Source organism: Lederbergia wuyishanensis, from assembly GCF_022900255.1.
GTDB lineage: Bacteria > Bacillota > Bacilli > Bacillales > Bacillaceae_C > Lederbergia > Lederbergia wuyishanensis.
The window spans coordinates 1-24,353 of record NZ_JALIRM010000013.1; the positions used below are offsets into that span (position 1 = coordinate 1).

General features: G+C 36.8%; 23 protein-coding genes. 2 read left to right on the top strand and 21 right to left on the bottom strand.

From position 1 onward, the window contains the following. Positions 1-166: 166 nt before the first annotated feature. From MT489_RS17025 to MT489_RS17090, 14 genes are all read right to left on the bottom strand, one after another. On the bottom strand, positions 167-1,087 hold the full coding sequence (locus tag MT489_RS17025; protein WP_244682769.1) for a helix-turn-helix domain-containing protein: 921 nt from the start codon (positions 1,085-1,087) through the stop codon (positions 167-169). A gap of 105 nt (positions 1,088-1,192) precedes the next feature. Then, the gene (locus MT489_RS17030) at positions 1,193-1,915 is read right to left on the bottom strand and encodes a nucleotidyltransferase domain-containing protein (protein ID WP_244682770.1); all 723 of its coding nucleotides are present in this window, start codon (positions 1,913-1,915) and stop codon (positions 1,193-1,195) included. Further along, a complete protein-coding gene (locus MT489_RS17035; protein WP_244682771.1) occupies positions 1,908-2,477 on the bottom strand; it encodes a histidine phosphatase family protein in 570 nt (189 codons plus the stop codon). The genes MT489_RS17030 and MT489_RS17035 overlap by 8 nt, the downstream gene beginning before the upstream one ends. Positions 2,478-2,719: 242 nt before the next feature. Then, entirely contained in the window at positions 2,720-4,402 is a 1,683-nt protein-coding gene (locus tag MT489_RS17040; protein WP_307416091.1) for an ankyrin repeat domain-containing protein, read from the bottom strand. A 264-nt stretch (positions 4,403-4,666) separates the two neighbouring features. Further along, entirely contained in the window at positions 4,667-5,035 is a 369-nt protein-coding gene (locus MT489_RS17045; RefSeq protein WP_244682773.1) for a cytochrome-c oxidase, read from the bottom strand. A 79-nt stretch (positions 5,036-5,114) separates the two neighbouring features. Then, complete coding sequence (locus MT489_RS17050; RefSeq protein WP_244682774.1) at positions 5,115-5,576, bottom strand: hypothetical protein; 462 nt, start codon at positions 5,574-5,576, stop codon at positions 5,115-5,117. Between the two features lie 31 nt (positions 5,577-5,607). Next, the gene (locus MT489_RS17055; protein ID WP_244682775.1) at positions 5,608-7,191 is read right to left on the bottom strand and encodes a M3 family metallopeptidase; all 1,584 of its coding nucleotides are present in this window, start codon (positions 7,189-7,191) and stop codon (positions 5,608-5,610) included. Between the two features lie 135 nt (positions 7,192-7,326). Further along, positions 7,327-8,202: a VOC family protein gene (locus MT489_RS17060; protein ID WP_244682776.1), complete on the bottom strand. Its 876-nt coding sequence runs from the start codon at positions 8,200-8,202 to the stop codon at positions 7,327-7,329. A 158-nt stretch (positions 8,203-8,360) separates the two neighbouring features. Next, positions 8,361-9,344: an aliphatic sulfonate ABC transporter substrate-binding protein gene (locus MT489_RS17065; RefSeq protein WP_244682777.1), complete on the bottom strand. Its 984-nt coding sequence runs from the start codon at positions 9,342-9,344 to the stop codon at positions 8,361-8,363. A 176-nt stretch (positions 9,345-9,520) separates the two neighbouring features. Then, positions 9,521-10,273 (bottom strand): ABC transporter permease, encoded by a 753-nt coding sequence (locus MT489_RS17070; RefSeq protein WP_244682778.1) that lies wholly within the window; start codon positions 10,271-10,273, stop codon positions 9,521-9,523. Then, positions 10,206-11,048 (bottom strand): ABC transporter ATP-binding protein, encoded by an 843-nt coding sequence (locus MT489_RS17075; RefSeq protein ID WP_244682779.1) that lies wholly within the window; start codon positions 11,046-11,048, stop codon positions 10,206-10,208. The genes MT489_RS17070 and MT489_RS17075 overlap by 68 nt, the downstream gene beginning before the upstream one ends. An 84-nt stretch (positions 11,049-11,132) precedes the next feature. Next, on the bottom strand, positions 11,133-12,062 hold the full coding sequence (gene cysK / locus MT489_RS17080; RefSeq protein ID WP_244682780.1) for a cysteine synthase A: 930 nt from the start codon (positions 12,060-12,062) through the stop codon (positions 11,133-11,135). Between the two features lie 411 nt (positions 12,063-12,473). Further along, positions 12,474-13,922: a 4-hydroxyphenylacetate 3-monooxygenase, oxygenase component gene (hpaB, locus tag MT489_RS17085; protein WP_244682781.1), complete on the bottom strand. Its 1,449-nt coding sequence runs from the start codon at positions 13,920-13,922 to the stop codon at positions 12,474-12,476. Positions 13,923-14,092: 170 nt separating this feature from the next. Beyond that, positions 14,093-14,860: a class I SAM-dependent DNA methyltransferase gene (locus tag MT489_RS17090; RefSeq protein WP_244682782.1), complete on the bottom strand. Its 768-nt coding sequence runs from the start codon at positions 14,858-14,860 to the stop codon at positions 14,093-14,095. Positions 14,861-15,022: 162 nt separating this feature from the next. Between MT489_RS17090 and MT489_RS17095 the strand changes: the two genes are divergently transcribed. Then, positions 15,023-15,856, top strand: coding sequence for an aminoglycoside 6-adenylyltransferase (locus tag MT489_RS17095; protein WP_244682783.1), 834 nt, complete (start codon positions 15,023-15,025; stop codon positions 15,854-15,856). Positions 15,857-15,894: 38 nt separating this feature from the next. Beyond that, positions 15,895-16,410: a GNAT family N-acetyltransferase gene (locus MT489_RS17100; RefSeq protein ID WP_244682784.1), complete on the top strand. Its 516-nt coding sequence runs from the start codon at positions 15,895-15,897 to the stop codon at positions 16,408-16,410. Between the two features lie 27 nt (positions 16,411-16,437). On the opposite strand, the gene MT489_RS17105 is transcribed toward MT489_RS17100, so the two are convergent. The 7 genes from MT489_RS17105 to MT489_RS17135 all read right to left on the bottom strand — a co-directional run bounded on the left by MT489_RS17105 (position 16,438) and on the right by MT489_RS17135 (position 24,342). Beyond that, positions 16,438-17,592 carry an anti-sigma factor gene (locus MT489_RS17105; RefSeq protein ID WP_244682785.1) on the bottom strand — a complete coding sequence of 385 codons (1,155 nt, stop codon included), beginning with the start codon at positions 17,590-17,592 and terminating at the stop codon, positions 16,438-16,440. After that, positions 17,585-18,073, bottom strand: coding sequence for a sigma-70 family RNA polymerase sigma factor (locus tag MT489_RS17110; protein ID WP_244682786.1), 489 nt, complete (start codon positions 18,071-18,073; stop codon positions 17,585-17,587). Before MT489_RS17110 ends, MT489_RS17105 begins: the two co-directional genes overlap by 8 nt. A 99-nt stretch (positions 18,074-18,172) precedes the next feature. Beyond that, positions 18,173-18,634, bottom strand: coding sequence for a GyrI-like domain-containing protein (locus MT489_RS17115; RefSeq protein ID WP_244682787.1), 462 nt, complete (start codon positions 18,632-18,634; stop codon positions 18,173-18,175). A gap of 386 nt (positions 18,635-19,020) precedes the next feature. Then, positions 19,021-19,743 carry a YwaF family protein gene (locus MT489_RS17120; protein ID WP_244682788.1) on the bottom strand — a complete coding sequence of 241 codons (723 nt, stop codon included), beginning with the start codon at positions 19,741-19,743 and terminating at the stop codon, positions 19,021-19,023. A gap of 92 nt (positions 19,744-19,835) precedes the next feature. Next, positions 19,836-20,324 (bottom strand): GNAT family N-acetyltransferase, encoded by a 489-nt coding sequence (locus tag MT489_RS17125; RefSeq protein WP_244682789.1) that lies wholly within the window; start codon positions 20,322-20,324, stop codon positions 19,836-19,838. A 389-nt stretch (positions 20,325-20,713) separates the two neighbouring features. Continuing rightward, positions 20,714-23,125, bottom strand: coding sequence for a beta-galactosidase (locus MT489_RS17130; protein WP_244682790.1), 2,412 nt, complete (start codon positions 23,123-23,125; stop codon positions 20,714-20,716). Positions 23,126-23,133: 8 nt separating this feature from the next. Further along, on the bottom strand, positions 23,134-24,342 hold the full coding sequence (locus MT489_RS17135; protein ID WP_244682791.1) for a glucoamylase family protein: 1,209 nt from the start codon (positions 24,340-24,342) through the stop codon (positions 23,134-23,136). Positions 24,343-24,353 lie beyond the last annotated feature (11 nt).

The window sequence follows — 24,353 nt, forward strand, 5'->3', positions numbered from 1 at the left end:
CAAGCGTCCCTTTGAGGTATTCATTCACTACCATCGCCTTAAAGTTATCCGCATATTTAACCATAAAAAACACCCCAAAAGTTAGATTTTGACTCTAACTTTTGGGGTGCACATCAAATTAATCTGGACACCTTTTTATTATTAGTATCATTTATTATATATCTTCCTAACTCCTCGCTATCAAGCTAGTCACCAAATTCCTTAGCGTTCCTTGATCAATAAACGGAGCAAGACTGGCCAGAATATCTGGGTTCAGATTTTCCATTTCAACCTCATTAATCAATTTATCGATATGCTCCTTACCTAAAAAAGGAGCAAGACTTACAATCCGACTAGCCTCTAACTTACCATCCACTACCTGATTAACGAGGCGGCCTAATGTTTCTTTACTAATAAAAGGAGCGAGTGACTGGACGATATTCCAACTAAAACTCCCTTCTTCTGCATGGTGAACTAACTTATCCAATTGATCCCTTCCGAGAAATGGTGCAAGTCTCACTATCTCTTGTACATCAATCGTTCCATCAATTGATTTGTCAACTAATTGATTCAATGCGCCTTGGCCAAGAAATGGTGCTATTTTTATAACGATATCCCATTGAACTTCGCCTTTAATTGCATGTTCAACAAGTTCGTCCAACGTTTCCGAGTCTAGGAAAGGAGCAAGTCTTACTATGATATCTGTATTGAAACGGTCTGCATCTAAATTCTCGGTAACTTTTTTCAGTTTGCTTGTTTTTACAATTGGAGCAACGTCAACGAGTTCTTCTACATCTACTTCACCTGTATTGATTAGCTCCGCAACCTCTTCAGTCTTATCCTCAGACATCTTTTCAACGATTTTACCGATATGTTGATATTTTCGATTTTCAATTGCAGCTCCACCGTTCATTATATCATCAACTGTTTGGCCAAATAATTGCGCCAGAACAGGAAGTGTTCCGATATCAGGTAGAGACTCACCCCGCTCCCATTTAGAAACAGCTTGATGGCTGACATTGAGTTGTTCCGCCAATTCCATTTGCGTCATATCTTGATCTTTTCGAAGCTTGGAAATATATGCACCAATTTTTCTCGTATCGAGCATATTAACTCCTCCATTTGTGTATAAGTACAGCGCGCACTGTCAATATTATCGTAGCATGCTCTCCCCCATCATCCTATCAACTGTTGGTTGAATTGATGGATTCAACTATCTGTTGAATATTTTATTCCCAAGCAAAAAACCGTCAAAGAATCTTCCCCCATACGGCTCTAATACTTTATCAACGATCGTAATGATTTTATCTTTCTTACCAGATTTATAAAATTCATCAAAAGCATTTACAAACTCCTCGGCAAACTTTTCATCATACATCTTTAACGCACGAACAACCCACTTTGATGTTCCCATCCAATGCCCATTAGTTCGCAAAACAAATTCTTGGATTTTATTTGAAAGTGTATTTGCAATAAAAATTTGTTCTGCCCGAATAGTGCTCCCAATAAAATCATCCAAGACATCCGTAATAAAGTAACGTTTTTCGATTATCGTTTCTGCGGACCACCTCTCTGGACCTTTACTTAATAATGCATTTGCTTCCTCTTTTATTGATTGAATAATCCCACTATCCTTTAGAACAATCCCTTCGGAAACCATTCTCGGCATCGAAGGAATAGCATCCTTACAATCCATTTCGAAAAAATATCTATAAGAGAAAAGATTGTGGACAAAGATTTCGATTGGCCATCCAAACGCTGTTAATGATTCCCTGAAAGAGGACTGTAAACTTTCATCAAAAATAACAATATCTAGATCCGAGGTTTCCGTTGCTTCCCCCCTTACAACACTCCCTGCCAAAACCGCACCTTGACAATCCGGGAAATGCTCTGCAACAAATTGTGCAGCTGCTGTTTTTGGATCTGGTTTAACCATTATTATCAGCTCCCCAAATTCGATTGACACCTATAAGCTCCCGTCCAGAAAAAGTTAATTTATAAATGTCAGGCATATCAAGTTTTTGCCAAAAGGTAAAATCAAATATTGTATCAAAGTAATTCATAATGAGAACCATAATATTTCCATGAGTTCCGATAACGATATTCCTTCCTTCGTAATTTTTGAGTACCTCAAGGGTAATTTCTACTCCCCTTTTTTGTGCATAATTATTTGATTCTCCACCTTTCCAAGAAAAATCCGGATCTGCCCATACTTTCTTAATCGCTTCTCTGAAATCTGCCACAGACCCTTCTGCCAGTTTTCTTTCCTTGAAATCCTCTTCTATGATAATCTCCTTATCAATCAATTTCGCAATCCCTTCCACTGTTTGAATTGCACGTTTATAAGGGCTAGATATAACATAATCAATACTTTCACTTTTAAGTACATCTGTGACTGATTGGGCATCCCTTAAACCACGTTCCGACAACGGCCTTCTTAACTCATCAGGTGTGTAAGTGGAATGAGCGTGTCTAACAAAATATATGTTTGTTTGCAACTTTATTTACCCCAATCTAATTATTTCTGTATAGATTAATTCTCCTTAATCTTTTTAAATCCTTTATATAAAAATGAAACAAGCATCCTCTTATTCAATCAAATAGAGAATGCTTATTCTTCTTACCACTAAAATATTGTATAAAATTATTACTCCGAAAAAATAAGGTTTCTTTTACTGCTGCTGTATCTAGCAAAAAACAGGCAATGATGTTTTATCTCATTTTTTTACACTTTTTGTTATTATTCAGCACCGTACTTCTGTAATATTTCAAATACTTCTTTGTTACCCACAGCCTTAGCTGGCACCTCGGCTCCTGCTAGAATTAAAGCCTCTACAACAGCGGCGTGAGATCCTTCTCTAGAGGGATTGCAATGGATAGACCCATGGATTGCACTGCCCAATGGTGTTCCTCCATAAACATTTTGCAAAGTCAATGATGCTCCATGATTAATCAGAACCTGTACTGTTTCGATATGTCCAAACCATGCTGCAATATGTAGTGCTGTACCCACCCCTTTTTGTACCGTATGATCAAAACCGGTATTGAGCATCAGACTTACCGTTTCAGCTTTATTCAACTCGGCAAATTCTAGTAGCATTAGTTGATCGTTATAAGATAAAGATGAAATTAGTGTCGGTTCATTCTTTATCATGCCATGAACAGTAGGTTCGTCAACTACAGCATACGCTCCGAAAAGGCGATCGACATTTTCAACATCGGTCACTGCCCCATGCCTACAAAGTATATCAATTATATCCGTACGTCCAAATCGCGTGGCCAACGTATACGCCGTCTTGCCATCAGGTGTTTTCAAATTTACCTGTGCTCCGTGTTTTAGCAAAAGTTCTATAGTCGCAACTGAACGATCGCGATATACCGCCCAGTGAAGTGTAGTACCTTGATCTCCTAATGTCAGATTCGGATCAGCTCCATGTTCTAAAAACCATTTCACTCCGAAATAATCATCAAAGTCCAATTTTCGGAATAATGCCGGTGTTGCATTCAAGTCCGCCCCATACCGATACAGTACTTCCAAACATTCATATTCAGGCAGTTCCGCAGCATGGTACAAAGACTCCCCATCATTCGGATTAGCCCCTTCTGCAAGTAAAATTTCGGCTACAGCAGCATTCCCTGCAATTCCCGCAACCCCATATAAACAACTAAGCTGACGTTCGTGTGGATCATCTTTTTGTGTATAAGAAGAGTTGACATCCGCTCCGTACTCAATTAACAACTTAGCAGTCTGCACAAATCGTTCCTCGTACTCCCGTTTCTTAAGAAAACAAGAAAAACATAAATAAAGCAACGGTTCCCAATTCTCCGGTCCTCCTGGTTTCACCGCTAGAGAGGCATCCTTCTCTAGCATCTCCTGAACAATTTTAGCTTCACCCAAAGCAGCTGCTACGTAAATACTCAACGTTGGAATTTCATGATTTGCAGCCAATATGGTCTTCGCCTTTTCCTCATTATAGTTAATAGCAGCCAAAAGGAATTCACTTGACCAATCTCTGTTCGTTGCCATCTCAACCACCTCAATAATTCGTTTTAATTGCTCGGCAGTTTCTTCCTGCCCGTATTCGATTATCCTTTCGGCTTCCTTAATGGCTTGAAGGGCTAACTGCATGCGTTTAATATTATCCTCCATCCATTCCCGCTGCATAGAGAGAACCACCGCTAAATTCATATCGCTCATATCTACAATACTCCTAATCTGAGCAAGGGAAAAACCGATAAATTTTAAAGTCATGATTTGTTCCAGCCTTACAAGATCACCATCTGCATACAAACGATGACCTGATTCGGAAACTTTCCTAGGCTCTAGTAAACCTATGCGATCATAATAACGCAACGTTCGTTTGGTAACACCTGCCATTTTAGCAAATTGACCGATACGATAATATAATTTTTCATCCTTCACTATCCCGCTCCCCCTCCTATCTATCTAATATAGCCTTATCATAACCCTAACCCGTGACGTAACGTCAAAGGCAAGTATATTTTTTAAAAAATAGCATATTAGTATTTGTTTCAGGCAATAGTCATCTAACTTGCTTAAGTGTATATAGATAGTCTTTCAACATATATGTTTGTTAACAACACCCTTAATGTTTTCTTGAAATTTTGTAAATTGTTTATCTTAAACAATGAAAAAAGCATCCTTTTTAAAAGGATGCTCAGTTTTTTAAGAACTTAAATTTTTCAACACATTATAACCGAAACAAAAGATACCAATTACCGTTACAACTCCACCTATCGTGGCAATGAGGAAAAAGATAGGACTCACATCCAATATCGCCAGTGCAATGCTAATCATCATAACTGGTAGACCGATATTGTGTAACCAGAAATGGACTTTGGCAGCAGATGTCTCTGCAAGCTTCGGAAATAAAATATAAAAAATACCAGCAATCGAAAGGGACATCCAGCCAAGTAAATTAATATGCACATGTACCGTAGCTAGTTTAAAAACATGGGTGAGAGACATATAGAGTCCAAAAGAAATTCCGATCAAAAAATAAACAACTGCTATTTTAATCAACTTGATCCCCATATAAAACCTCCTCATATAATTAGTCAATACATTATATGAGTTAGACATGAGGAGAATTCTTTATCCTAGTTCTTTTTTCTCAAACTGAATAGGGAATGCTATTTAAATCATTTAGTAATAACTGCTTATTTTCGTTATCCACAATTTTTTCAACATAATCATGAGCTTGTTTCATCATTTCCTTACACTGTTCAAATTGCTTCAAGGTGGAAAAAGCCCTTGCCGCTGCTTCATATCCATACCCAATATAAAATGGATTGAGATTAGCGCTTGTTCCTACCGTTATACAGCGTTTCGCATAGAACAAAGCACTCTCACCTTGACCAACTACAGCATATACACGTGAAAGCTGCCAATAGCCGATGGAAATGTTTTGCCTCGTATGATCTTCAACTTGAGTCCAATGCCAAAATGAACTGTGGCAAAGGTGAATCATTTCTTCTTTTTCTTCAGGGGACAGAACTTCTTTATCTAGATAGTCCCATACTTTGTTGAAACATGATGCAGCTAATTGCTTGTGCGAAAACAGTTGGTGTTCCATTCCTTACTCCCCTTCTATTATTAAGAATAGCTTAATTTAAAAACTGCTTAATGAAATATACAGGATTTAAGTAGTCCCCGGTCGCCTTTTTTATTTTTTCATTCCACTGTAATGAAGCTCCATATTTGAAGAAATCATCTTTTAAAAACGTTCCGACTTCTGGCCTAAATAAGTCTGAAGAAATATTCGTTTCAATATAATGTTGCAGCTGAGACGCCATTAATTCACCTAGTAAATAGTCTTGGTAAGTGGCAGGTGCTAATGAAAAATGCATTTTCGAAGCCCAATCAGGATAGCTTGTATCTTCAGGGGGATTAACATATTGGATATCCTTTACTAAATCCCACCATAATCGATTTAAGTCTTGATTTGGATTTTCATATAATTGCCTTTCAAAAAAAGAAAATGTCATCATCCATCTAGCAGAAACTAACATTTGTCGTTGTAGCATTTTCTCAATTGCAGGCAATTTTTCCATTAGCTCTTCTTCATTTACTTCTAGGAAACGTTTTTGCCATTCAACATTTTTCGTTAGTCTTCCATAAAACAAGGCTACCGCTTCTGTAGTTAATGAGTGTGAGTGAAACCTTAATAAAAATGGCAATGTATCATCAATATATTTGAAATATGCGGCATGTCCAAACTCATGTAATAAGGCGGTTGCCCAATACACACTTTCGTCAAGATTTACGAGAACCCTTATATCATCTATGCGATCAATATTCGTACAAAAACCAAATGGATTTTTATTTTCACGAGGATACAAATCACTTCTCAGAAGAATATCATCAATATCTAACCCCATTGATTTGAAGGTATTTGATATAATTTTCTCTAGGTCTTTACCTCTATAAAATTGATCAACATCTACACCACTGACAGGTTGAGCTTCCTGAAAAAACGGATCTACATAATGCCAAGGGCGCAGTTCCTCTTTTTTAACACCAAAAACTTCAGCACGTTCTGCGTCTATTTCCTCTTTCATTAAGCGGAAAGGTTCATCTGATATGTCCTTCAATTGTTTAAAAACACTAAAAACCGTATTCATATCCAATTCTTGAGTAGCTAAACTCATTTCATAAAAGTTATTATATCCCAATGCTTGTGCATCGTTATTTCGTTTATGTATTAATTTCAAAAGATCTTGTTCTATCTTCTTTCCCACTTGTTTACTAGCTAGCCACGCTTCTTTTCTTTCCTCATTATCATTACTATTTTTAAGAATATGTAAGAGATCATTATTCGTTACTTGTTTTCCAGTAAGTGTAGGTCGATATGTATTAAAAACATATGATATATTTTTTTCAAGTTCTAACGTTTTACCTAGTTCGCTTTGATCTAGTTGATTTTTCACCATTTTATTGTATAAATCGCCCAGTTGGCGTGCCTGAAGCGGAGTAAGGGACTTCTCTTTTTTTAATGCTACAACTTTTTGATATGCCTCTTGATCGGCGAAGTGGGCAAAGTATTTCTTCAAGGACTGTTCATGTTTGTCGCTCCACTCTTTATCACCTGTTGTCGCCGACATCCAATGGTTAAAGAGAATTGGTTTATAGAGTGATTGTATAGACTTATTTTGGTCATTAAGAAATTCTTCAACTTTTTGGAATGACATTGATGCTAAAAACCCCCTTAATCCGTATGAACTCAACTGTTTATCATTATATCATAGGGTTTTTTTACAAATAAAAAAACGAGCCACGCAGCTTCTCCAAAATTATAGATTTATAGGAGAAATACGTGGCAAATTTTACACAAAACAACTTACATTAAAACGATTGCCATCTAAATCATAGAAGTGGAACATTGACATCCCGCGTCCTGTAAAACCTCCAATTTCACCAACTTCTACTCCGTTAGCTTTAAGAAAACGATGGTATTCAAAAAATTCATCCCGGTTATGAATAAAGCACATTGGACGAACGGCACCATCCACTTTACCTACATAAGCATTTTCCGGCAGCGTCACGAGAATCCATTTTGATTTTCCGTCCGGATGATGATTGACACCTAATGACATTATCACATAGCCATCTTCAATATATTCAGACTCTACTTCCATTCCAACAAAGTGCTTATACCACTCAACCGATTTTTCTAAATTACTTACACCAATAAAAACGCAAGTATCCCTAAAATTATCACAATGAGGAAATGCTACTAGGGAATTCTCTAATTCATTCTGGAATGTAAATTTAATCCCCTCTAACGTAACCCATGCATCAAAGTAGCGATGGCCACCAGGACCATCATATATGTCTGAGACTCGGATACCATTTGTGGAAAAACCACTATGTGCTTTATCTAAATCGCGAGCTTTAAAGCACAAACGGACATTCGAATCAACGGTTCCACGCTCCGCAAAGTGAAAAGGCAGCCTTTCATTTGCAATATACGAAACTAACCATGCTCCATACCCCATATGAGTCATTTTTCCTTGCACCACTCTTGGATCAACTTTCCAATCCTCTTTTTGCTCAACCTTCCAGCCTAAATGATTTTCGTACCATTTTATAGCCTCTTCATGATAATCATATAGAACATCAATACTACTGCCATCGTATTGCAGATCAGGTATAGCTTTCATTTTTCCATCTAGTCTAGTTTCGACTATTTGTTCACTCATAACACACACCTCTGGCAATTAAAATTTATTATGAATACAATTCCATATATTGTTAGAAAATCCTTTTTGGAACCTGTGAAATAATGTTGTTGAGTGAAATTTTCTCAAGATGAAAAAGACGCCTCTAGTTCTCTAGAAACGTCCCCCTAATGCAATATTTATTTCGATATATCCTTTAAATATGAAAGATCAATTAAACCTTTTATATCATTGCTCGGTACATAGCCAGCGTCTTTGCTAATATCAGCCATTTCCTGAATAACTTGTTCATTAACATCCGTTGTTACTTGTAATCTATTAAAGGCTGCTGTCGTTTCATCTTTATTAATTTCTTTGCCAGTCAAATCTTTAATATGCTTAACAACAAGATCCTGCGCTTCTTCTGGATGTTCTTGGATGAAATCCACCGCTCTTTTATGAGCTTTTAAGTAGGCTGTAACGAATTCTTTATTTTTTAAAAAATCTTCACTCGCTGCAACAACAGTATTGGTTGATTCCTTTCCCCATGCAAATTTATCCCAATCTAGAAGAAGTTTTCCTTTTGCTTGCGTTTCAAGGACATATCCCCATGGCTCTTGTGTTGCCGCTGCATCAACTGATTTTTGTACGAATAAAGTTGCTGTGTCCGCAGGGGCAGCTGCATATAGTTCAACTGTACCGCCGTTTTCTTTCACTTTTAAATTTACATCTTGTAGTGCCTTTCTAAGCATCACGTCTTGTGTACTTCCAATAACAGGTATAGCAACTCTTTTGCCATCAAGATCTTTAAGCTCATTTATTCCACTATTTTCATTTGCTACAAGAACAGCTCCACCATTTACTGCACCTGAAATGAGGTGAAACTTTGGATTTTTAACATAAAAATTTAGTAATGGTCCAGGTCCCACTGTTCCTACGTCAATGGCTTTTGTCGCCATACCTTCCATAAATAAACCACCATTATTGAAGGTTTTCGTTTCAATTTTTACCTTATCGCCAAATTCTTCTTTAAAGTATCCTTTTTCAAGGGCCACAATTGTAGCTATATGAGTTAAGTTTGGAAAATATCCAATCTTTACTGTTCCTGACTCTGCTTTGGAGCAAGCATTCAACAATCCTACCAACAATATAGCAATAAATACAGTGAATAATCTCTTTTTCATCTTCTTTTCTTCCCCTTTTCCTAAGGCTGTTTTTATAAAACAAAAGCTGGCTTTTACACTAATTAAGAATTTTAGCATTACTATTACTAGCTCGTTTCTCAGATGAATAATTCATTTTTAGATACAAATCCATTTCCCAATATTATATTTTTTGAGAAAAGAGCCTTTCATTAAGTTCAATTTATACCCCATTTTGTTTGTACACTACGTTCTAAGCGCATAAAAACAACATTGTCCATAATTGTTCCAATGACTGCAATAATAATCATGACGGAAATAACTAGATCCATCTGACCTAATGATCTTCCTGTTTCTAACAGTTGGCCGAGTCCACCACCTGCTCCCAATAATTCCCCAGCCATAAGAGCCCGCCATGAAAATGCCCAAGCAATTCTTAATCCAGAAAGTAGCTGCGGTATCGATGCTGGTAAAATGACCGTCCTCACAAAATGAAACCCTTTTGATCCGAATGTTTTCGCTACACGCTGATATAAAGTAGGAACATTTTTAAATCCACTAGTGGCACTAACCGTCATCGTCCATGTAGCTCCAATTGTCACAATAAACAAAATGGCAAAATCATTTAATCCAAACCATATAATTGCTAACGGAAACCAAACAATACTAGGAATTGATTGAAGGGCTGTAACGACAAAACCAAGTGTATCTTCCACAAATTTATATCGCCAGATAAGATATCCCATGAAAAGTCCTAAAATAATGGCAATAGCAAAACCAATTAGGAGCCTGCTAAAACTTTTTCCAATAGCTGTAGCGATTTGACCATTGATTAAGCCATTGAATAAAGTTTCAAACACTTGTGTTAATCTTGGAAACATGAAATCTGGAAGACCAGAAAATCTAGATGTGACTTCCCATATCACCGCTATTATCGCGATGAAGATGATTCGTCTCAAAGCTGTATTCATCTCCCATTTCCTCCTTTAACACTTTTTCAATTTCATTTTCTAATAAAGATAAAATTCTTTGTTCTGTATGAAGGGTTATGCTATCAGGCATGATTCCTTCCTTTGACGATGGAACGGTAATAATTTCTTTAATTCGTCCTGGACGAGTTGCAAATACAACAATTTTTTCTGACAAAAGAACAGCTTCGCGGATGTTATGTGTTACAAAAAAAATGGTAACTTTTGTTTTTTTCCAAATATCTAAAAGCTCTTTGTGCAGTACCATTCTCGTTTGCTCATCAAGTGCCGAAAAAGGTTCATCCATTAGTAAAATGTCTGGTTCCATGACTAAGGCCCTTGCAATCGCTACCCTTTGTTTCATCCCACCCGAAAGTTGATGTGGGTAAGCGTCAATATATCGGCTTAGATGGACCATCTTTAAAATATCTTTCGCCTTTTTTTCCGCCTCATTTTTGTCCATCTTTTTTAACAATAGGCCGTACGTTACATTCTCTAAAACTGTTAGCCATGGAAATAGTCCAGCTTCTTGAAACACAACAACTCGATCTGGTCCAGGTTGCTGAACCTTCTTTCCTGATATATTAATTTCACCTTTATCTGCCTTTTCAAGACCCGCGATTAAATAAAGTAATGTTGATTTTCCACAGCCCGACGGCCCTACAATTGACACAAAGCTTCCTTTTTCAATATTTAAGCTAATATTATCTAATACTTGTAATCTATTACTTTTTTCATTCACAAAACTTTTGTCTATTCCATCAATAGTTAAATACATTTTCTCACCCCATTTACAATACTTCATTATTCCCATTGTTTTTATCAGCTTTAGTGATTAAAAAGAAACAGGATTTAATCCTGCTTAACTAAATAGATCACTCGTTAAATATCGCTCCCCTGTATCAGGAGCAATACAGACAACTACTTCATCAGGGGCTAATCTTTTTGCCACCTTTAAAGCTGCATATACGGAAGCTCCTCCTGATGGTCCTAACAAGATTCCTTCCATCCTCGCTAGTTTCCTAACCGTTTCATATGCTTCTTCATCTTTTATTTGAAAAATTTCATCATATACAGAAGTGTTTAAAATTGGCGGAATGAAGCCTGGACTAGTGCCAACAAGTTTATGTTTACCGGGTACTCCACCTGACAAAACGGGTGATCCTGCAGGTTCAACAACGTGTACAGTAATGGAAGAATCGTAGTCTTTCAATGTCTCTCCCGTTCCTGTAATTGTCCCACCTGTCCCGGATGTCCCTATAAAAGCACTCAACTTTTTATCGTAATCTTTAAATGCCTCAATGATTTCAAGTGCAGTTGTTTTTCTGTGAATATCAGGATTTGCATTATTTTCAAACTGCATTGGGATAAAACTATTAGTAATTGTCTCCGCAATCTCTCTCGCTTTTTTTATTGCTCCAGGCATTTTTTCATCACTAGGTGTAAGGACGACCTCTGCGCCATATGCTTTTAAAATATTTATTCGCTCAGCTGTTGAAGAATCAGGCATGACAATAATTGCTCTATATCCTCTTGCTGCAGCATTCATAGCAAGTCCAATTCCCGTATTTCCTGATGTAGGCTCTATAATGGTTGATCCTTCTTTTAATAAACCTTCTCTTTCTGCCTCTAAAATCATATTATAAGCCGCACGGTCTTTCACGCTCCGACTTGGATTAAAATATTCCAGCTTTACAAATACCTCAGCCCCTTCGGCTTCTGGCAGCTTATTTAATTTTACTAGTGGTGTGCCACCAATTAATTCTGCAATATTATTTACGACTTGTAACATAGTGGAACCTCACTTTCCATTTGCTGTTAACGTGTTTATCATTATAGCAAATTCATTTCCTATAATACATACCTTTTTACTTATATTTAAATATAAGATTATTTTATGTAGGAAAAAACTGCTATTCATCTTACGAAATCTCTTTTAATTAGTGTATTTGGGGAAGTATCGAATTAAAAGCAGCCTAACATAATAAATAGGAGGCCACCGTTTTGCTTTACTTTAAATTGATTGCACTTCTTAATTCACGAAATAATAAAGATACTCCAAAAATTGTCGATGGAGATTTTTCATTTTTATTCTTCATTCAATTCAAAAATTCAAAGAGCCCATTTTATTCACTTAAAACCTGAAAGCTCCCATTAGTCTAGTACAAATAAAAAAAGAGGCGATTTGCCTCCACTATAAATTTTATTGATTTTTTAGTCCTAAAAATTGACTAACGATATCCACACTATTCTGTTTCGGATAGCTTTTATACAATTGACTAGATAATCGAATGGGATCACCAAAAAAGTATCGTTCATATTGGATTTGTCTCGTTCCAAATGGACTCATTGTAAGGTCCCATGCCAATCGGAATAGCTTAACTCGTTCCTCAGCGGTCCTATTTGTTGCTTGTAGGTATTTATCCAAGTCTGTTCCTATTGGAGATTCAAAATCTTTTTCTGTAGGCAGAGATACCATTCCGCTTGCACCAATTAATTGAATGATTTCACAAAAACGAGGATAAATTTTAGGGAATATCGTACCAGCTACTCTCAAGGGGATTATATTTGGACGCATATACCCCCACTCATCAATTTCCGGATCATTTTCTGATTTATCTAATAGGGCTTTCATCGTTTCAAGTCCTATGATTATTTCAGAAAGCTTTTCCTGTATATGCTGGTATTCATTCACATTGATTGTTTTAATTAGTAGTTCTGCTACACCTAGAATAAATTCTGTTTTTACCACTTGCCTAATAATTGCTTGATGATATGCGTAAGAATTAAATGAACTTTTAATCAGGAAGTCGACAGCAACGTCAACATTCTCATAATAAAAAACTCGTTCCCACGGTACTAATACATTGTCAAACACAACAATCGAATCCATTTCTTCATACTTAGAGCTGAGCGGATGATTGAAAGTAGATTCACTACCAACAAAAGACTCTCTACAAATAAATTTTAAACCTTCTGTGTCCGAAGGTATGGAAAAGGCGAATGCCTCCTTGGGATCAAAAAATAACTTAGGAGCCGTAAACACCAAAATTTCATCAGTCAAACCACCTTGGGTCGCGAGAAGCCGAGCTCCTTTAATAATGAGCCCTTTTTCATTTTTCCCAACAACTTTTGCGGAAATTGGTTCATTTGAAAATCCCAAATTCATTTGCGAGCGGTTTACTTGGGGAGTAATAAATGAATGTGTAAACGAAAGGTCTTCATCCATTGCTCTTTCATATAGTGTTTGGATATTTTCAGGAAAACAGTTTTCTCTTTCATTTAACATAGCAGCAGAGGAGGCAAAACTCATAAGTACTGAGTTCATATAGTCAGGACTTCTCCCCATCATTCCATGCGTATGCCTTGCCCAATGTTCAATCATTCTTCTTCTTTTTTTTATGTCCTCTTTCGTTTTGGGTTGTAAATAAGAAAGCCCAATACGTTTTTTTTTTCCTAGCAGCGAGAACGTCATCTCTTCTTTAAACTTAGGATCATGCTGCAAGTCGTAAAGAGAAGCCTTTGTATGAATGACCCCTTTAAAGGCTGGATGTTCAGAAATGTTCCCATCAACTTTTTGACCGTTAAACCAAATTTCTGTTTTTCGTTGATTTAATCGGTCAATGAAGTCTTTTCCAGTAATAGCTCCCACTTTTAACACTCCTTCTCCTAAGTGAAAAGTACAATAAAACGACCTGTTTTTGTATGTTTTATTGTATTAAAAAGGATGTTAGTCTGTTCTTTTGTTTTCGATAAAGGAAAGCCTGTTTTTTTCTGATCTCTCCGACTTTATTGATTTTATTAGTAATTCATGTCTCATTCTTATCGTTTTCGGCAAATACACACCATGAGTGGGCTCTCCGCTTGGAATGGACTTAAATCAAAGTTTCCATACATCTTTTCTAATATAAATCCATTATAGTAAAGTAAGCTTTCAAGCTCTTGAGGGAAAAAGTAGCGAATGGCGAAATGTTCTTTTGTTTCGATCATATTAGTTGGATCCTTCCATATCCGATTGGTAAACAAATAGAGTTCTATTTGTTTTTTATGATCATACGAACGTCGGTATGTGCTGCTAACTTGATTCCCATCTTTGTCTACATATGAACCAGCATCCTTTTCTATATCTTCATCAGCTGATAAAAGTGACAGAACTGGATTCCTTGTTTCAAATGTAAATAATCCTTCTTGATCAAGATGTTTATGTACTGTCCGAAGCATTTCCTCTTGCGATTCTCTATCCAAAAAATGTTGAAAAGAGTTCCCCGTCGTATAAATCATCTTGTACTTCTTCTTTATTTCAAAATTTCTTATATCAGCATGAATCCAATTTACCGAAACATCTTGAGCTGAAGATTTCCTTTTTGCAACTTCTAGCATTTCGATAGTTATATCAACACCAGTCAAATCGTATCCTTGTTTAGCCAGTGGTATTGTTAGCCTTCCTGTACCACAAGCAATATCTAATATTGGACCACCGGATTGGTGAGCAAGGTCAGAGAAAAACTTTTCTTCTAGTCCATCGAGATTGTTTAATTGATCATAAGCAACAGCATCGCGATATCCTTCTAAATTATCGAAATCTATCATTATTAACCTCCTTATTTTTCCAATAATTATGGTTACCATTTATTCCGTAATTCTAGGAAAAAGCATATATTCCTCCTATTGGTAAAAATATTATTTTATAGATATACCAAACGAGATTAAATTGCTATAATTTGGAAAAGAGAAGGAGCTGGTACGAAATGTGTGGGATTAGAAACTAATCATAAAGAAAGAGACTTAGCTATTCCGAAACATCGTGAGGAATTATTAGATGCAATACAAAAAGACTTAAAAAATGATGCTAATGTATTAGCAGTATATTATGGAGGTTCGATAGGTAATAAAAATACCGACCTATATTCCGATATTGATCTACGCATTGTTGTCAAAGATGATGTATTTGAAGAGTATAGGCAGAATAAAAAGCATAGAGCAACCAATTGGGGTAAAGTATTATTTTTTGAAGATTTCCCTTGGGCTTCACACAGTATTGCTCACTATCATTCTTTTATTAAAGTTGACAGTTTTTATTACAAAATTCAAGATCTGCAGCCGTCAGTATGGCTCCAAAATATTAAAATTGTCCATGATTCCGATAATCTAATGAAAGATATTCTAGAAGAATCAATGAAACTATCTTATAAACCGAATGTTCAAGAGGTAGAAATTTGGAGAAATAAATTTTTCGCATACGCACACGAGGCCTATCGAAGGGTTATGAGAAAAGAAATATATTACGCCCTTTATTGCCTTGATAGCTTAAGACTATCCATCGTAGCTGCCTGGTATATGGATGCTGGAATTCAACCTAACGCCTTTGGAGATTGGGCAAAATTAGAAGGTGACAGAAGTAAATTACTAGATTGGCAAATCGCACTACTGGAAGAATGGCATAGTAATAGGGAACCGAACGAAATAATGTCTGTAATAAAAATGATCATTCCAGAATTTTTAGTAGTCCATAAAAGTTTATGCGAAAAGGTCAACATAGAAGAAAAACCTGAATGGGTTGTTGATATTTTTAGTATGGTTAGCTAATAAGGATTTGTTCTTACCCATACTTAGGGAGAATCGAAATGGATAGCAAAATTAATGTTTCACATTCGATTAGTATAAGACCTTTAATCGTAGATGATTATCATATTGTCTTGAATTGGAGCAAGGACAGAACTTTTTGCTCAGCTAATGGATGGGAAAACAATAGAAATCCTGAAGAGATTTATGAATGGTGGCTCAATTGTGTAAATAATAAGGCTGATGATTTCATTCGAATGGGTATAGAATTCAATAATAAAATTATTGGATACGCTGACTTAGCTCGTATTAAAGATAGTACCGCCGAATTAGGCATTGCGATTGGTGAAAGCACTTTATGGGGTAAGGGTATTGGATTTAATTCTGCTTTATGTATGATTGATTATGCATCAAAGGTTTTAGGAATCTCAACTTTTTACGCAGAAACACACGAGGCGAATGTTCGTTCAAGAAACATGCTTAAAAAGTTGGGATTTAAAGAAATTAGTAGAATTGGTAATGAAGAATACTTAGGATCGATTAGCCTGCTTATACAATATAGATTGAATATATACTAAGGGCAGACATACTGCCCTCTTCTATTCTTACCAATTCCAAAATCCAACCTCATCCACTTCAATTGTACTAATCGCCTTCTCATTTTTCAGCTTAAATATCTCTTTCGTAGGACCTGTGATGACAACTCCATAATGTTTAATCCCGTTCTTTTCAAGGTATTGAAGTTTATTTTCGAGATCTAAGTTTCTACCTTGATATAGCTTATTTGCCATTTTTTCATGTTTTTCTAGAAAACGAAGTGTTTTTAAAAACTGTTTGTGAAGCATGTCGCTGTCGCCTTCTTGGTAACTTGGGGAGGAATAACCCTCCGAAACGACTTTTCCAAATAAAAATCCTTTCGTTTCCTCTCGAGAATCAAGTTTCATATCATCCTCATGCCATATAGGGGTGCTTGGGAAACCAATTGGGTCAAGGATAGCACCACCATCTAGACTAGCTTCTTCCCCCCTATCTCCGGTGTCTACTGCAAACCACGAAATATCAAAGTCCTTTTCACCTAATAGTTGGTATACCTCATCTGTACTTTCCAAATTGTTAAAAGAAATGTAAGCCGACACAACAGTACCTTCAGGAAGTTTCTCAAGTCTCTCCCAATCCGACCAACCGCGATCAAACCCAGGATACGTAAATATTGGTTGGTTTTGTGAAACATTCCCCATGTAATTTCTTTCTGGAAAACCCATTAAAGAAAACAGGAAATTTACCTTTAACTCTCCCACTTTCATTACATTACTGCCTACTTTTTTCTTAAGGTCTCTTTCCATCTCCATACTAAAAAATGGCTTTGCATTCGAGCTTGTTCCACCAAACTCCCCATCCGGTTCTGTAACCGCTAGTGTATAGTCAATCACTTTAGCAAAAACATCACCACGATCCGGTGTGCCCCATGAATAATAAACTGCAGTTAAAATAGATGAAATTATCAAGATAAGAATAAAGATGCCTAACGCAGTTAAAGCCGTTTGAAAACGCGCCTTCCACTTGCTTCTTTTGAGAATCTTTAATTGTTTATTTTCATTAATCGTGGTCACTGCCTGTGACTTTTTTCCATCAAGATGCTCTTGATACAATTCTAGTTTCTCTAATTCCTTTTCAAAATCAGCTAACTCATCCCCGTGCAATTCACCTTTCTCATAAGCATCTAACTTATTTTTAAATTCCTCGCTCATCTTTTCACTCACCTTTTTTCCTTCTCATCGCTTGCCTGCCACGAAATAATACAACTTTAAAATTTGCTAATGACACGTTCATGATCTTCGCTGCCTCTGCATAACTTAGTTCATGAAAATCATGCAGTAGAATGGCGTGTTTTTGCTTTTCTGGCAAATATTCAAGCAGGTTAATAATTTCCTGTATATCTTCTTGGATAACGACCGCTTCCTCAGGAGTCTTTTTCCGGTCAAAAAGCCTTGAGAAAAAGCCATCTTGTTTAAGTTCAATTCGCTTTTGTTTCCTCTGGTAATCAATAAAAGCATGATAAGCTACTGTAAATAACCATGACTTAATGCTGGTATTTTCATAATCTTCTACATGCAAATACGCTCGTAAAAATGTTTCCTGAACCAGGTCCTCAGCTGTATGATGGTCTCGACATAATGAAAGGAGGAAACGATAAATATCCTGAAAGTAAAAATTATAAATCGATTCTAATGATTCCTTCATTTGCTCCTCCCTTCACCAATAACACGAATGAGAATTAAAAAGGTTACACAATAAATAAAAAAACACTACTTCATTAAAGAAGTAGTGCAAATAACTAACTTACTTTACAGGTATGTATATATCAATCTCACTTTCTTCCGTTTCAAGTGAGTGGATATCTTCCCAATATTCTACGTCGAATGGTCTTGGTCCATAATCATTGATACGATCGTACGTATGACTAATTTCCGATTCTAAACCAATATGGACAAACTTAGCATACTGTCCAGCAGGCACTACATGAGTTATCATATCACTAGGAATTTCTGCAAATGAAGAAACCTTTACGGCAACAATGTTTTCAAATGGTGTATCTGGTGTCCATCCACCAGCGGAGTAAAGCTGAATTAAATATATCCCGTCGCCTTCTCGATTTTCAACCTCATTCTTTCTTTTATCTAAATCCTCCCGTAATATCCCCACTGTCCTATTAGCTAGAATATCATTAAGACTTTCCATTACAGAAAAACCAACCAACTTGATTTCTTCCTTTTCCAAAATTTCTACTTGAGTCGTTGTCACCTTATCCACTCCTCAAAAAAGATATTGTTATGTATTTCTTCACTTATTATTAAAAATCCTTTTTTTCAGAAAATTTACGTATATATTACAATTTTTCAATTAAAAATTAATATCCATTGGGTAATGTTTAATTGCAGGAATAACATTACTCAGATAGGAGCGTTGGATGGAATGAAGATAAAAGTATGCATTACTTTTTTACTTCTAATGGTTCACTTCTATTTGCTGTAGGAAGTCTTAATTGGCTTTTTTAATTTGTTCTTTACATTAGATACAATCCCTGCTACTCCTTGCAAGAATCAAAACATAACTTTCCATTTTCCAGCTAAGTAATCATTTCAGCTTTTATAAGAGATACCTCTAAAAATATAGGGGATATCTCCTTTTTATATATTTCTCCCCATCCTTTTGCGCTCCCCTAATCCATTATTCCTGAATAATAACCAAAGAATGATGAATATTACCAAAGCCACTGCTTCAAGCGATAATATATACCAAGGATAAGGACCCAAAAAATCTAGCAAACTTCCATTTACGGGCTTCTCTTTTAAAAACATATAATTCCCATTGAAGAAGTAATTAACTGTGAATATGAGGGGAAGTAATATATTCAAAATAACAAGAGTCTTTATAATTCCTTTAAAGGTGGGTGCGTATCCTTTCACCCATGTAAAATAAAGTGCTGTTATAACAATACCGATGTGGGTGTAAAAAAAGTGAAAGTATCTAAAGTGAGGGAAACTCAAATCCAAATCTGGGGTTGCAATTGCCTGAATGGCTCCCCCTATCCCAGCGTAAAAAACAAAATCATAAATATGCTTATTTCCAGTACAAAGAAGAAGAATAGCCATGATTAAACTAACGCTACACAGCTCTAATGGAAGCGAGTCTATTAAACTCCATCTTCCTATTCTAATTAACCAAAGGTGGTATAGGATTTCCATCAACAATAATGTCAGTGCAAATATTCGCTCAATCCAGTGTAATTTCCTCGATTGTAGTAGCTTTCTAAATATTAAAAGTAGTAAAAGGGAAAGAAATAATACAATAATTGACGCAAAATGAGCGGTTGAGAACATTACGAATGCAGCTTCATTTGTATCTCCCATTTCCCTACCTCCTTACAATTGTTCATCCCTCTTTAAATCCTAATGGATTTTTGAGGAAGTTGTCTTCTCTCCAGATTTGATAAATTCAGAAACTATTCGGCAAAATCATATACCATTGTCACAGATGTTCCCGATAACCCGCATTCCTCAAATCCGAGTTTTTTGTATACGTGAACTGCCTGCTCGTTATGTGGGTCTACGCTTAGAGACAATCCCTTAAAGCCATCATCCTTCGCTCGTTCGATCAACGCCTTCATTAGTAACGAGCCTATCCCCATCCCTCTTGCTTCGGGAGAAACTGCAATTCCTAATTCCGGTGTAAAACTATCGACATAGCCATAGCCCTTATTTTGTTCATTGAATAATCGGTACCAGGCGGCTCCCAAAGGATTGCCATCACTGTCTTCAGCCAACAAAGCCCTATCTCCAGCCCTTCCCCAATTTTCATTGTATTTTTTTAGATGAGGAAGATTTAGCAATTCTTCTTTAGGTGGCTTATTTTCGGGAATGTGGATGGACTCGTACATCATGTCTTTTAAAAATTCAATCTCGGATTCTTTTATGTTTCTTATTTTCAACATGGATATCACCCCTCTAGGTTCTCTACTACTTATTCAATAGAAATGGAAATTCCCCTGCTTTATTTTAGACGTGTGATGCATAGGTTTAGTTTCTAATAAATGGATTGGTGACCTTCACATTAAATTTTCAAAGTACTCAGGGCACCAATAGCCCGATTGATAACCTTTTAAGCAGATTTTTATACTACTTAGGTCACCAATAAGTGGATTGGTGACCTAAGTAATTCTTTTCATAGCTGGGAAGGGAAGCAATATACAGCATTGATGACCTTACTTACAATATTTGCACTGACCAAGGGCTCCAATGTGTTTAAAAATAGTTAGCAATCCCAACCTATATAAAAATCCTAGGAGAAAACTCAATTTCCCCTAGGATTTTATCATCCACTTTATTCAAATCCTATAACTAACTGCGAATCCACTTTCGCATGCTTTTTAGAATGAATGAATGTCACTCCATCAGTAATCACTACGTCATAATCATCGCTCGCCAAGACGACTCTCTCCGTTCGAAGCGCTATTACATCTTCCGCTTGCGTTAAATAGAATTCAATCGCGTCTTCACCTACATGCATGATTTCTGCAGTTGAATAGACAATCTCACCTATACCATTAAGCTTCACATTTATAGCCAGCATAACTCCTTCTTTACTTTGGAGGAGTAACTTTCTTCCTCCAAACAAAGCTTCTTCATCCTGATAAACTCTTAACGATTTATCAAACCCATCGAGATTCAAAAGATGGATAAAGCGTTCTTCATCAGCATTCGCCGTTGAAGTGCTGAAAATGCCATGATCCTCATAATCATGAGTAAGCCTAGCTACTGCCCCCAATTGTGCAAACACTTTTTTATAAAAAGCTAGATCACAAGGATAAGCTGCAGCTATTACAACTGCTCGTCCATTTCCTACAACAGCATCATACGCACATACTTCATTTGTGTCGTACACGCTCAAAATTGGTGTCGCGGAATCTGACACTAATACTTGCGCAAAATGAGTTCTTGTTTCTGGACGAGGAGCCGCCCAGTTCATAGCATTCAATGACAAATAATATTCAGAGCTATCCCGTTTTTCACTGACCGCTTTAATACGAAGTGCATCTCCTAAAATTGTACAAGGATTGCCCTCCATATCAAATTGTGGTAGTTCTCCGTACAAAAGAAGCCTTCCGCCTGCCTCTAAAAAGGCGACTAATTTATTTTGAATATTTGCTGCCATATATTTCGCAGATGGTAAAGCTAGTACTTCCGTATCATCAATCGATAATGGCTTATTTTGAATATCGATTGCACCGAATCTGTAGCCAGATAATAATAGCGCTCGTCCCATGCTTTCCCAAGAGCTATATGCACGATTAGCTTCAATGTTCGATAATACGGCCCTCATCTTTTCACTAGCCGGATAGCGGTATTCCGTCATATAGTAATCCGGAATAAATCCAAAAGAAATATTATCACGTTCCTCGTCCATCGCTGCTAGCTTATCTGAAACAGCCATCATTGTCTTAATGGATCTCGCCATACGCGGAAATGTATAATTCAATTTTCCTTCTGGCCCTACAGGTGCAGCGAAGCCGTGATGCTCTCCTGTGAAGGCAATACGGTCATTTCCATCTCCTCTTGATGTGTCAAAACGATAGTTACGACCGCCAGCGAATAAGTAGTAATTGATCAATCGATTTCCTTGAGCAACGCACATTCTTGTTTTAAAATCAGCTGCTGAAGGATCGTAGCGTCCACTTAAGTTATTACCGAAATTCCCGTCACCACAGTTAAATTCAACAGACGTTAGCGGCTGATCTGGAAGATGAACAGAATCCATAAATCCATTAATCAAGTACAAATCTTGGAATGTTTCTACGGTCAAATCACCAAAATATATATCAGATCCAGATAGATAACCTGGCCCTTGAGTATACGTTTCGTATAGCTGACTAATTCCAATCGGGAATGTAAAGCCCCGTCCACCGCCTGTTCCGTGAATATTAACTACGAATGGAACATCCTTCGCTCCAAATTCTTCTGCATATTCACGAAGTACAGCAATATATCTTGCAAAACGATTTCTCATAAAATAGCCTAAGTCTTTCATTAACTCCAAAGAATACGATTCTTTAGGAGAACGAATCGCCTCGTTACGAATTCCCTTTTCTTCAACATTAAATGGATAGCGACTAGCCAAAGCTTCCCGACCATAGGTACTTGTTAACCATGCTGCAAAATCATCTAACACAAAATCTGTTAAATCTGGAGTATTGCTGACCCAAGATAGCATACCTATTTCATTATCAAGCTGAAATGCAATAATATTTCCATTTGGATAAAGTTTAGGTGCAACAATCTCCATAACAGCACGATACCAATTCTTCACGTCACTTAAATACCCTGGATGCAAATAATCGATCGTTTTTGTTGTAGCTGGCTGTTTGTCCCATCCGGTCGGAATGATCTCCGGATGCTTTTCGTATACCCAGTAAGGGAGTCCTTCATTTTTCATTTCCGCCATAATAAAAGGACCTGGGCGAACGAAGAAATAAAGTCCATTCTCCTCACAGAGCTCAATAAATGCTTTTAAGTCTAAATCCGGACGGGTTTCTCCAGTTAAATCAATCTTTCCTTCCTCAAATTCATGAGCGACCCATGGCACATAAGTAGCGACGGCGTTACATCCAGATAGCTTTAACTTATCAATTCGGTCCTGCCAATCCTCTCTGTCGAGTCGAAAATAATGAATTTCCCCACACATAATTAATTGAGGTTTTCCATCTATTAAAATCTGTTTATTTTTAATTTCAATCATAAAGCACCTCAGGCTTCTCTTTTTTTCCAACCAAGCATTTCAATTCCGCGCTGAACATATTTGTTTTTCATATATAAATCCCACACGAGTCCAGATCTGTAGTTTTCAATCATTAGAAGCGTAATTCCTTTATCAATCCCGATGACATGCTCTGCATACCACGCTGGCTCTACATCCAAATTGTAGGCATCCCAGAAACCATATGGTCCCCATAATTGTGGATGGTTTTCATAGTAATAATCTAAAGCTGCAATCGATTCTTCAGGAGTAAAAACAATCGAACCCGCCGCTCCACATGGAGGAACCGTTCCTTCATTGTTTGGATTCACGTTCGGATAAAATGGCGGAGTTCCCGGTACAATATATCCATTTGGAGACGCACATGCAGTTAAGCCCCACGCATTTTCGTGATACGTTTTCCGACCGTTCGGATTTTCAATGCTATAGTGACGACTTGCTAATGAAGCTTGCACTGAATTCTCGTACCAGTCCGTTCCATCCTTATCCAAAACCTTTTTAAAATCAATGAACGCATGTGAAAATTGGTGTACGAACAATGCTCCACCTGGCGCGTTTATATATTCGTATGGACCGTATTTTGCAGTTTTTCTTTCAAATCCGTCGTAGATTTTTACTGGAACAGGATGTGTAGGCGAAGCAACACCAAGCACATACTGAGTCATTTGCTCAGCATACGTTTCCCAGTGATGGAAGCCTCCTCTTTCAGGGTCATAACCCATATAATACTGGTTTACACTTTCATCATAATAAATTGTCCAGTCTATACGCTCGTAAATATTTTCAAATAGTTCTTTTATTTCACCTTCAAAATACTCAGCAGACGTGATAGCTCCGTTTAAAAATAATGTTGTATCAATGATGGAAGCACAATCGTGGAATGTCTCATTCTTTTTCGCCGTCTTCATATTCAAAAAGTGATAAAAGAAGCCTTCTTCGTGTTCCACATGGTTAAGAAAAGTTTCAAGCGTTCCTTTTGTACGCTCGTATCCTTCTTCACGAGTAATCCATCCTCTTTCAATTCCGATAACAATAGCAGTCAAACCGAATCCAACTGCTGCTATACTTGCTACTTGCTTATTTCCAGACTGGTCAAGAATTAATCCGTAACCATCAGAATTTTTATCCGAATTTGCTTCGTTCCAAAAGAAATCAAAGCATCCTTTTGCTTCTAAGTCCAAAATATTAGGCTTTTCCATGATGTTCTTCC

Bases quoted from the DNA above. Each gene is read 5' to 3' on its own strand.
- MT489_RS17025 (WP_244682769.1), bottom strand. From the start codon at position 1,087: ATGCTCGATACGAGAAAAATTGGTGCATATATTTCCAAGCTTCGAAAA.
- MT489_RS17030 (WP_244682770.1), bottom strand. From the start codon at position 1,915: ATGGTTAAACCAGATCCAAAAACAGCAGCTGCACAATTTGTTGCAGAG.
- MT489_RS17045 (WP_244682773.1), bottom strand. From the start codon at position 5,035: ATGGGGATCAAGTTGATTAAAATAGCAGTTGTTTATTTTTTGATCGGA.
- MT489_RS17050 (WP_244682774.1), bottom strand. From the start codon at position 5,576: ATGGAACACCAACTGTTTTCGCACAAGCAATTAGCTGCATCATGTTTC.
- MT489_RS17055 (WP_244682775.1), bottom strand. From the start codon at position 7,191: ATGTCATTCCAAAAAGTTGAAGAATTTCTTAATGACCAAAATAAGTCT.
- MT489_RS17060 (WP_244682776.1), bottom strand. From the start codon at position 8,202: ATGAGTGAACAAATAGTCGAAACTAGACTAGATGGAAAAATGAAAGCT.
- MT489_RS17065 (WP_244682777.1), bottom strand. From the start codon at position 9,344: ATGAAAAAGAGATTATTCACTGTATTTATTGCTATATTGTTGGTAGGA.
- MT489_RS17070 (WP_244682778.1), bottom strand. From the start codon at position 10,273: ATGAATACAGCTTTGAGACGAATCATCTTCATCGCGATAATAGCGGTG.
- MT489_RS17075 (WP_244682779.1), bottom strand. From the start codon at position 11,048: ATGTATTTAACTATTGATGGAATAGACAAAAGTTTTGTGAATGAAAAA.
- cysK (WP_244682780.1), bottom strand. From the start codon at position 12,062: ATGTTACAAGTCGTAAATAATATTGCAGAATTAATTGGTGGCACACCA.
- MT489_RS17090 (WP_244682782.1), bottom strand. From the start codon at position 14,860: ATGATAGATTTCGATAATTTAGAAGGATATCGCGATGCTGTTGCTTAT.
- MT489_RS17100 (WP_244682784.1), top strand. From the start codon at position 15,895: ATGGATAGCAAAATTAATGTTTCACATTCGATTAGTATAAGACCTTTA.
- MT489_RS17110 (WP_244682786.1), bottom strand. From the start codon at position 18,073: ATGAAGGAATCATTAGAATCGATTTATAATTTTTACTTTCAGGATATT.
- MT489_RS17120 (WP_244682788.1), bottom strand. From the start codon at position 19,743: ATGGGAGATACAAATGAAGCTGCATTCGTAATGTTCTCAACCGCTCAT.
- MT489_RS17125 (WP_244682789.1), bottom strand. From the start codon at position 20,324: ATGTTGAAAATAAGAAACATAAAAGAATCCGAGATTGAATTTTTAAAA.
- MT489_RS17130 (WP_244682790.1), bottom strand. From the start codon at position 23,125: ATGATTGAAATTAAAAATAAACAGATTTTAATAGATGGAAAACCTCAA.
- MT489_RS17135 (WP_244682791.1), bottom strand. From the start codon at position 24,342: ATGGAAAAGCCTAATATTTTGGACTTAGAAGCAAAAGGATGCTTTGAT.